Raw genomic sequence first — 8,485 nt, 5'->3', positions numbered from 1 at the left:
AAGCGAATTATCCATGTTGACTGGTATTAAGGGCGTGTTTTACACGAGTGAATATATAACTGAAGAGCCGGATGCGGTAATTCCGCACGTCCGGATCTGTGTGGGGGCGGCTCAGTAATGGGTCGTTCTACCACGATTAACCCTGCTATTTGCGCTGAACATGCTGTTAAAACTGGTTAATCAGTCGCATTTAACCTCGGCTTGGGCGGGCAGATTACTGGGCGCTTTAAGTGGGTTTACCAGCTTTGTCGCGCATGCTGGTGGGCCACCACTGAATATGTATTTGTTACCACAGCACTTACCTAAAGCGCAGTATTTAGCTACAGCGGTGGTGTTTTTTTCCGCTGTGAATTTACTTAAGCTGCCACCATATATATTGCTGGGTCAGCTCAACACCACGTTATTTGTTTATGCGCTACTTAGCTTGCCGCTAGTCTGGTTAGGGGTGAAGCTTGGCATGGTGTTGCAACATAATATTAGCGAACAGGTGTTTTACAAACTGATCAGTATCAGCATGTTGTTGCTTGGGTTGCGGCTAATCTATACCGCACTTTTTAGTTAAATTGGTTTTTTTCTATTACCCCCCTTATGCTGCGTTAAATCGATGGTTTAATTTAACTTTTCTATTTCATTAACCGCTTGTTTTAGACTATGGTTAGAGTCCGATCGGACAAAAAAGTAACCTTATTGTGTTTAAATATCTACATGCCCATGCGGTGTTGCTGGTTGTTAGCTTTATCATAGTAAACACGCTTAGTCTTGGTCAAGCTGCAGAAACGGCGCCGCGAACCCTTGTCTATGCATTACCCAACAGCAATCTTAACCCTATGTCCACCTATCAGGTTCGCCTTTTGCAAGCGGCACTTAATCATTCTGGTGAGCATTTTGTCTTAAAACCTGCGGCTGAAGCTATGGTGCAAAGTAGGGCATTAAAGGAAATAACAGATACTTCGCAAATAGATTTATTTTGGAGTATGACAAGCGAGGCGCGCGAGAAAATACTTCGGCCTATTCGTATTCCTATTGATAAGGGGGTGCTAGGTTGGCGTCTGTTACTCGTAAAGGAGCAAGGGCACATTGCGCCTAATTGGCAACGGATTACTGCTTTTCGCATGGTGCAGGGACACGACTGGCCAGATACGGAAATATTAAGAAAAGCAGGTTTCAAGGTAGATACTTTGGCAGATTTTAATTCGTTATTTCACATGATAGAAAAAGGCCGTGCAGATGCAATGCCGCGTTCTGTAAATGAGATACAAGGCGAGTTGGCCACTATCGCCAATAAATTAAACGTCGAGCCCGGTATTATGTTGTATTACCCGGTAGCACAATACTTCTTTGTCGCCAAGCATGATGATAAGTTGGCGCTGGCAATAGAGCGCGGCTTAAAGCAAATAATACAAAATGGCATTTTCGACCAGCTTTTCAATGAGGAGTATGGCGACATACTACAACAACTGCAGCAAGAGCAGCGACGAATCATTAAACTGGATAACCCGTTACTGCCTAAAGGCACTCGGTTGCACCAAACTGAGTTATGGCAGCCACTGCCATCTAATGTTGATGACAACACCCATGCTTATTTGGAACGACCATAGAAAACACGCTTTGCCCATTGGCCGCACAGAGCGTTAACGCACCTTACTTTTTCGCACCATTTTATACAGTAGCTCTGGCGAAAGCCGTGATACTAAGGCGCCTAAACGCTCTTTTAGCCCACCGATAACAATATAGTTTTTTCCTTTTAGCAGTGCTTTTACTGCTTTTTCAGCAAACAGCTCGGCGCTCATGGCGTTAGCCTGGGCATCATCCATCTGACCAAGTGCGCTGCCATCACCGGTTAACGCGTTGCGTGATACATCGGTTTTAACAAAGCCAGGGAAAATAGTCGCGACACTCAGGCCTTGATCAAATAATTCAGCACGCAAGCTGTTGGCCCATAAATGCAGCGCCGCTTTTGCCGCAGAGTAACTGCCACGATACTGCGTGCCAACTAAGCCAGCGACTGACGACACAAACACCACTTTGCCACCGCCGTCGGCTAGCAGCAGCGGTAGTGCCTGGCGAGTGAGGTTTATTTGGGCAAAATAATCGACTTCGAACAACTTACGCTCTGTATCCAGTGTGGTGTCGGTTATTAATGCGCGCTGGCTAATACCGGCGTTATTAATTAACCAGTCTAACCCGCCAATGAGTTGTTTTATGCTGTCAATGGCTGAGGTTATCGACTGGCTGTTGGTAATATCCAGCGGTAGTAGCAGATGCTGTGCGTTATTGGCAAGGCTGGCGCGAACCCGTTCCAGTTCGCTTTGCCGCCTGGCGCTTAAAATAAGCCTTGCTCCATCGGCGGCTAATTCCCGTGCCAGCGCCTCGCCAATACCGCCAGAGGCGCCGGTTATCCAGATTACACGGTCTTTAAGCTTTGTATTTTGCATTAACAGAATCACTTTGTCTTTTCGTTAGTCACGCACATTAGGGCAGAATTAGGCGTGTTGTAAAGGGCTGTCTTGCTTGGTTTTCACTTTGTATTTGCGCTGAAAATGGCCTTTAAACAAGATGATGGCGCCAACGCCTATTACTGGTGCAGCAAGCCAGGTCAGCATCATCCATTGCTCCGGCAACAACTCGCTGATAAAGCGACGGCCGCCAGCGGCAAAGAATGCAGTGTAAACGGCAATGCCGGTGCCGACCATTGAAGTGAAGTGTTCAATAATCCATTGCCGTGGTTTAATTTCTGCTTTAAATACATATACACAAATACTTGCAGCGATATAAAAACTCACGCCGGCAAAAATCATTAGCAGTGTTTGTTAAATTTGTATCCTTGCCAGGCGACAAACAGCGATAACGGTAGCATAAGCAATACTGGACCAAGAAAACTAAGGCGTTTTAACAGGCTGCGATCGGCTTTTGCTAACAGCACACCAATAGCGTGGCGCACGGACACCCAGGTAAGCAGGCTTAACAGTAGCAAAAATTGTGAAAATACTACGCGCCAACCCAAAAAGCGCTGCAGTTCAATGCCGGTTAAATTGGGCATGGGGTAGATGGCGAGCGGATCATAAATAGTTAAGCCGCTCATCACCATGCCAGAGCCGGATACTAGCAGCATAATGTAGTAAAATACTTTTCAGGCGTTGTTATGCAATTTACTGCCTTTTTTAACAATAACCGGTAGCCAAAAAAGCAGTAATGCAATGCTGCCAAGTGCGATGTGTGTATATAACAAAATACTGTGTAAAGCGGACATAATCAGTCTCCTTAGTAGTTGGACTAAGTGTATTACGACTGCTTGTTCCGCACAGGTGCCGAAAGTCAGGATTTTACACTATGACTTTTGGCCTATTGCAGTTTTGCAAAGGAAAAGCATAATACGCGGATGACAAATAAGTTGCCTCTATCCAGCCTGGCCGGTGTATTGACCTGGGCGCTGGTATTTATTATTACCTTATCTCTTTTGCCGCCAACTACCGAGATGCAACATTGGCTTGGCGTTATCAGCTTGTTTTTACTCCATGGTGCGGCCTTTACTGCTTTAACCTTTGATTATTTTCGCTGCCCGCCGCATTCGACAGCAGGCAAAAGCTTGCTAGCGTTGCAGTTAGCTACTGCGCTTGGTCTGCTGGTGTTGTTGCCCCAATCGCATTTCGAATATTTGGCTATTCTGACTATTATTTGGGCTGCCGTTTTACCCTTTGCACTGTCTCAGCGCAATGCCATAGCGTTAACGCTTGTCGTCGTTATTCTTTGGTTTAGCGTCGCATCTTACCAACAGCACCATGCGCTGTGGATTACGGCGTTGCTGTATGGTGCTTTTCACTTGTTTGCGGTTTTAGTGCAAAGCACGGCAAAGTCAGAGCAAACAGCTAAAGAAGAATTGGCAGCGAAACATCAGCAGCTGCAGGCAACGCAACAATTACTACAGGCGGCGTCCCGCCAAAGTGAACGCACCCGCATTGCCCGTAATTTACACGACTTGGTAGGGCATCATTTAACCGCGCTGACTATACAGCTGCAGGTAGCAGGACATATTACCGATGGCGAGGCAAAAGCGCAGATTGGTAAGTGTCACCAATTGGCGAAATTATTGCTTTCTGATGTCCGTGAAGCGGTAAGCACCATGCGGCAATATGCCGATTTGAGCTTGTTGGAGTCGGTACAGCAAATGGTTAATGTGTTACCGCAGCATGTGGAAATGAAATTGGCTATTGCTCCTGACATTGTCTTGCACGATTTATCACAGGCACAGCATGTGCTGTGTATTATTCAGGAAGCAACATCGAACAGTCTAAAGCATAGCGGTGCAACAGCGGTGTTTATTTCAGCCTGTGTGGCACAGCAGCAGTTGTGTATCACGATACATGACAATGGTGTTATTGATGCTGGCTGGCGCGCTGGTAATGGTATTAAAGGTATGCAGGAAAGAGCTGCTGAATGTGGCGGACAGTTGAGCTACAAGCGTGTTGATGGCGCCATGCATTTAACGTTTAATCTGCCCTACAAAGGATCTGAGCATGTATAAGGTGTTACTGGTCGATGATCAAAAACTGATCCGCGACGGTATTAAAAGTTTGCTTGGCTTGTCGGGCAAAGTGGATGTGGTTGCGGAGTGTAGCGATGGTACGACGGTGCTAGATGCCTGCAATGTTTATAAACCGGATATTATTTTGCTGGATCTCTCCATGCCGGTAATGAATGGCGTGCAAACTTTGGATGCCTTAAAACAAGCTGGTAGTGCTATTCCGGTACTTATTCTCACCACCTTTGACGAGCATGAGCTGGTGTTAAAGAGTATTGCATTAGGCGCGCGCGGTTTTTTACTTAAAGATGTATCACTGGATACGTTGCTAGATGCTATTGCCACCTTAGTCGTTGGTGGAAGTTGTTTTGCGCCAAATATTACCGAGCGCTTACTGGGGGCAATACGTAGTAACGACGCTGGTGAAAAAAGCGACTTTGCTATGCCGGCGCAGTTGGAAGCGCTAAGTGACAAAGAATTAGAAATCCTGCAATTGATGGCCGCGGGCTACAGCAACAAAGAAATTGCAGCGGCATTGTTTAAATCTGAAGGTACAGTTAAAAACCAATGCTCAGCAATCTTGTCTAAGCTTGGGGTGCGCGATCGCACCCGTGCCGTATTGCTGGCATTGGAGTTAGGGTTAATTAGCTAGTTGTTGTAGCCATTAGGGTTAGCCGACTGCCAACGCCAGCTGTCACGCACCATATCGTCCAGTGTTTTTTCTGCCTGCCAACCTAACAGCGTTTTAGCTTTAGTTGGCTCAGCGAAGCATACTGCTATATCACCGGCGCGGCGCGGCGCTATTTGGTACGGTACAGCAATATTATTTACCCGGCTAAACGCATTAACCATATCCAGTACGCTGTAACCGGTGCCGGTGCCCAGGTTTATCGCCTCAATGCCGCGGTGTTTTTCAAGATATTGCAGGGCTTTAACATGGCCACGGGCTAAATCTACTACGTGAATATAATCACGTACACCGGTGCCATCATGTGTGGCGTAGTCATCACCAAACACACTGAGTTCATCACGCTTACCTACTGCTACCTGCGAAATAAAAGGCATTAGGTTATTCGGTATGCCATTGGGATCTTCGCCAATCTGGCCACTGTCGTGAGAACCTACCGGGTTAAAATAACGCAGCAGCGTGATCCCCCAGTCCGGCTCTGCACATACCAAATCTTCCAGGATGTGCTCTATCATAAGTTTGCTTTGACCATAAGGATTTGTGGCAGAGCGTTCAGCGGTTTCCGGGATTGGCACTTTTTTGGCATCACCATATACCGTGGCAGACGAGCTAAATACCAACGTCTTAATATTAAACTCTCGCATTACACGGCACAGTGTGACTGTGCCAGCGACGTTATTATCGTAATAATGCAGCGGTATTTGCGTAGATTCACCTACGGCTTTTAAACCGGCAAAATGCACTACGGCACTGATGTTGTAATCCGTGAACAGTTGACGTAGTGCGGTTTCATCCCGAATATCGCCGCTCAGGCTGACAATCTGTTTACCGGTTAGTTGTTCAACCCGTTTAAGCGCCATATCTGAGCTATTGCTGAAGTTATCAAAGCTCAGCACCTGATAACCGGCGTTTAGTAATTCCAGTGCAGTATGGCTGCCGATATAGCCGGCGCCGCCAGTCAGTAAAATATAACTCATGCCTGTTTCCTTGTTCCTGCTTTACGGCAGTACTTTTTTGAATGGCTTAACGGTTGAGCATGCATATACACCTGCGGCCAGATAAGGGTCTGCATCGGCCCACGCTTGGGCGTCAATTAATGAGGCAAATTCGGCGACCACTAACGAGCCACTAAAACCGGCCGCACCGGGGTCTATGCTATCAATAGCAGGCGTTGGCCCCGCCAGTAATAAACGGCCTTCAGTCTTAAGTTGTTCTAAACGGGCCAAATGGCTCGGGCGCGTAGCCATACGCTTATCTAAACTGCCTTCATTATCTTCAGAGTAAATCATGTAAAACATAGGAGGATCCTTCTGCAGAGCTTATTTTGACTGGCGCACGATAGCAGATCTTGACCGTTGTTCCAACGCTGTTGAACGCATCGGAGCAGTACAGACTAGGATTTGCTGCAACAGCCTGTTAGCATGCAGTGCGCTATAACAATAACTGGGCACAGCTCAGACATTCTAATAAGAAAAATTCAGGGAGTCCGCGTAGCAATGAAACGTGAACAATTTAGCTCTAGCCTGGGCTTTGTGCTGGCAGCCGCCGGTTCAGCCGTCGGTATTGGTAATTTAGTTGCCTTTCCGGTCATGGCCAGTAAAAACGGCGGTGCCGCCTTTTTAATTATGTATACCTTTTTTGTCTTCTTTATCTGTTTGCCAGTGATGTTGGCAGAGATGAGCCTGGGGCGTCATACCCGTCAGAACCCACTGGGGGCTTACACTGAAATTGGCCAAAACCGTGCATGGCGCACCGTAGGGTGGATGTCGGTTATCACGCCTTTTATGATCGGCGTGTTTTATCTGGTTATTACGGTGTGGATTTTTGGTTATCTGGCAAAATCTGTGATGGGGCAACTTACTGAGCTTGCCGCGCCTGACAGCTTTGGCAGTTTTATTAATAGCAATGAACTGTTTGTCTATATGGCCATTGTTATTGGCCTTACCTTCGCTATCTTGCAGGGGGGCGTTAAACAAGGCATTGAAAAAGCCGCGCGGGTATTGATGCCGATGCTGTTTGTTATGCTTATCGCCTTGGTTATTTATGTATTTACGCTGGAAAACGCCATGTTAGGGGTGAAGTTTTTCCTTATTCCAGAGTTTGATAAGTTAACGGGTAAGGTATTAAACGGCGCCTTGGCGCAGGCGTTTTTCTCACTGTCACTGGCGATGGGTATTTTAATTACCTATGGCTCCTATATTCAGAAAAACAACAATATTGTGCATGCCGGTAAAATGGTGGCAGGGTTGTCGGTTTTGGTAGCCTGTTGTTCTGGTTTACTTATATTGCCTGCGGTATTTTCTTTTAACCCGGATATACAGTTAAGCACCTTATCTGAATCTAGTATCAGCATGATTTTCACCTTCTTGCCAAAAATCTTCTTAGCCATGCAGGCCGATATTGGTTATTTTGGTGCCAGCTTTATTGCCGGTTTCTTTTTCTTACTGGTGTTTTTTGCCGCGTTAACGTCGCTAGTTTCAATTATTGAAGTACCGGTGTGTAGTTTGATGGACCAAAAAGGCGTAAGTCGTCGCACGGCGCTGTTTTCTTTGGGGGCTGCAATGATAGCGTTAGCGGTTATTTGCGCGTTGTCATTTGGCCGGGTAGAGCTATTTAGCAACCTGTTAAGCTACGGTGGTATCAATAAGTCATTCTTTGATGTGGTTTATGACATCTTCTACGAAACCATACTGCCACTAAATGGTTTGTTGTTATGTCTGTTTGTTATCTACCGTTGGAAGAAACATAACTTTGATGCGGAAATTAGCCAAGGCAATGACACCTTCGCCGGCTCTTTTTTGCAAAAATACGTTAACTTCTCACTGGGTACCTTTATTCCATTTATCTTGGCGGTGATTTTCGTGAATACCGTTGCAACGATTTTCTTTGGAAAAAACCTGTTGTTTTAACTGAGATATAAAAAGAAAAAAGGCAGCGAATTCGCTAATGCCGTTCACTTAAGGTGAGCGGCATTTTTACTTTTAGCCACCGGGTAGCGATTTTTCGATACCTTTAGCGTCCTTGGATAACTGCGTTCTCGCTTTCCTTCAAGCTTTAATTGACTGGCATTTTTTTCTATTTCCAAGATGAATCCGGGCACATTACCCGGCGCATAAATTGGCATCAGAGTGAGCTTGTGGATGATGTGCGATGAGGCATCTCTAAAGCTCAGTTGGTTTGGGAATACACTTTTAAGGGACTTGGCCATCAATACCATTTTGTATCGAATTAAATTGTAAGCGAGCAACACCCCCCATAGCTCCTGCCGGATAAGCTCT

At 46.1% G+C, this 8,485-nt stretch carries 9 protein-coding genes and 2 pseudogenes; 5 read left to right on the top strand and 6 right to left on the bottom strand.

Annotated features, from left to right (window positions below; genetic code table 11):
- Positions 1 to 136: 136 nt before the first annotated feature.
- Both H595_RS22925 and H595_RS22920 read left to right on the top strand, forming a co-directional pair.
- Positions 137 to 562: pseudogene (locus H595_RS22925) on the top strand (TSUP family transporter); the annotation flags it as partial.
- Between the two features lie 127 nt (positions 563 to 689).
- On the top strand, positions 690 to 1,598 hold the full coding sequence (locus tag H595_RS22920) for a type 2 periplasmic-binding domain-containing protein (RefSeq protein ID WP_051219989.1): 909 nt from the start codon (positions 690 to 692) through the stop codon (positions 1,596 to 1,598).
- 33 nt (positions 1,599 to 1,631) lie between these two features.
- On the opposite strand, the gene H595_RS0118720 is transcribed toward H595_RS22920, so the two are convergent.
- From H595_RS0118720 to H595_RS24645, 3 genes are read right to left on the bottom strand one after another with little or no spacing between them, the layout of a single operon-like run.
- Complete coding sequence (locus H595_RS0118720) at positions 1,632 to 2,435, bottom strand: SDR family oxidoreductase (protein ID WP_027672541.1); 804 nt, start codon at positions 2,433 to 2,435, stop codon at positions 1,632 to 1,634.
- Positions 2,436 to 2,483: 48 nt separating this feature from the next.
- On the bottom strand, positions 2,484 to 2,783 hold the full coding sequence (locus tag H595_RS24650; RefSeq protein ID WP_240474943.1) for a hypothetical protein: 300 nt from the start codon (positions 2,781 to 2,783) through the stop codon (positions 2,484 to 2,486).
- A 14-nt stretch (positions 2,784 to 2,797) separates the two neighbouring features.
- Positions 2,798 to 3,112: a hypothetical protein gene (locus H595_RS24645; RefSeq protein ID WP_240474942.1), complete on the bottom strand. Its 315-nt coding sequence runs from the start codon at positions 3,110 to 3,112 to the stop codon at positions 2,798 to 2,800.
- Between the two features lie 267 nt (positions 3,113 to 3,379).
- On the opposite strand from H595_RS24645, the gene H595_RS0118710 reads away from it, so the two are divergent.
- The gene (locus H595_RS0118710) at positions 3,380 to 4,522 is read left to right on the top strand and encodes a sensor histidine kinase (RefSeq protein ID WP_027672540.1); all 1,143 of its coding nucleotides are present in this window, start codon (positions 3,380 to 3,382) and stop codon (positions 4,520 to 4,522) included.
- Positions 4,515 to 5,171: a response regulator gene (locus H595_RS0118705; protein WP_027672539.1), complete on the top strand. Its 657-nt coding sequence runs from the start codon at positions 4,515 to 4,517 to the stop codon at positions 5,169 to 5,171. The genes H595_RS0118710 and H595_RS0118705 overlap by 8 nt, the downstream gene beginning before the upstream one ends.
- On the opposite strand, the gene galE is transcribed toward H595_RS0118705, so the two are convergent.
- On the bottom strand, positions 5,168 to 6,184 hold the full coding sequence (gene galE / locus H595_RS0118700) for a UDP-glucose 4-epimerase GalE (RefSeq protein WP_027672538.1): 1,017 nt from the start codon (positions 6,182 to 6,184) through the stop codon (positions 5,168 to 5,170). The genes H595_RS0118705 and galE overlap by 4 nt on opposite strands.
- 21 nt (positions 6,185 to 6,205) lie before the next feature.
- Entirely contained in the window at positions 6,206 to 6,505 is a 300-nt protein-coding gene (locus H595_RS0118695) for a YciI family protein (RefSeq protein WP_027672537.1), read from the bottom strand.
- 198 nt (positions 6,506 to 6,703) lie between these two features.
- Here H595_RS0118695 and H595_RS0118690 point away from each other — a divergent pair, with 198 nt between their 5' ends.
- Entirely contained in the window at positions 6,704 to 8,116 is a 1,413-nt protein-coding gene (locus H595_RS0118690; RefSeq protein WP_027672536.1) for a sodium-dependent transporter, read from the top strand.
- A 44-nt stretch (positions 8,117 to 8,160) separates the two neighbouring features.
- Here the strand turns inward: H595_RS0118690 and H595_RS24310 are convergent.
- Positions 8,161 to 8,485, bottom strand: a pseudogene (locus H595_RS24310) (IS4 family transposase); the annotation flags it as partial.

It is taken from the genome of Rheinheimera baltica DSM 14885, assembly GCF_000425345.1.
Taxonomy (GTDB): domain Bacteria; phylum Pseudomonadota; class Gammaproteobacteria; order Enterobacterales; family Alteromonadaceae; genus Alishewanella; species Alishewanella baltica.
The sequence above is the reverse complement of the archived record's forward strand: the minus strand, read 5'-3'. Positions and strand labels throughout refer to the sequence as shown.

Excerpts from the sequence above, each read along its gene's own strand:
- galE (WP_027672538.1), bottom strand. The coding sequence starts at position 6,184 with ATGAGTTATATTTTACTGACTGGCGGCGCCGGCTATATCGGCAGCCAT.
- H595_RS24645 (WP_240474942.1), bottom strand. The coding sequence starts at position 3,112 with ATGCTGCTAGTATCCGGCTCTGGCATGGTGATGAGCGGCTTAACTATT.
- H595_RS0118705 (WP_027672539.1), top strand. The coding sequence starts at position 4,515 with ATGTATAAGGTGTTACTGGTCGATGATCAAAAACTGATCCGCGACGGT.
- H595_RS0118710 (WP_027672540.1), top strand. The coding sequence starts at position 3,380 with ATGACAAATAAGTTGCCTCTATCCAGCCTGGCCGGTGTATTGACCTGG.
- H595_RS0118690 (WP_027672536.1), top strand. The coding sequence starts at position 6,704 with ATGAAACGTGAACAATTTAGCTCTAGCCTGGGCTTTGTGCTGGCAGCC.
- H595_RS0118720 (WP_027672541.1), bottom strand. The coding sequence starts at position 2,435 with ATGCAAAATACAAAGCTTAAAGACCGTGTAATCTGGATAACCGGCGCC.
- H595_RS0118695 (WP_027672537.1), bottom strand. The coding sequence starts at position 6,505 with ATGTTTTACATGATTTACTCTGAAGATAATGAAGGCAGTTTAGATAAG.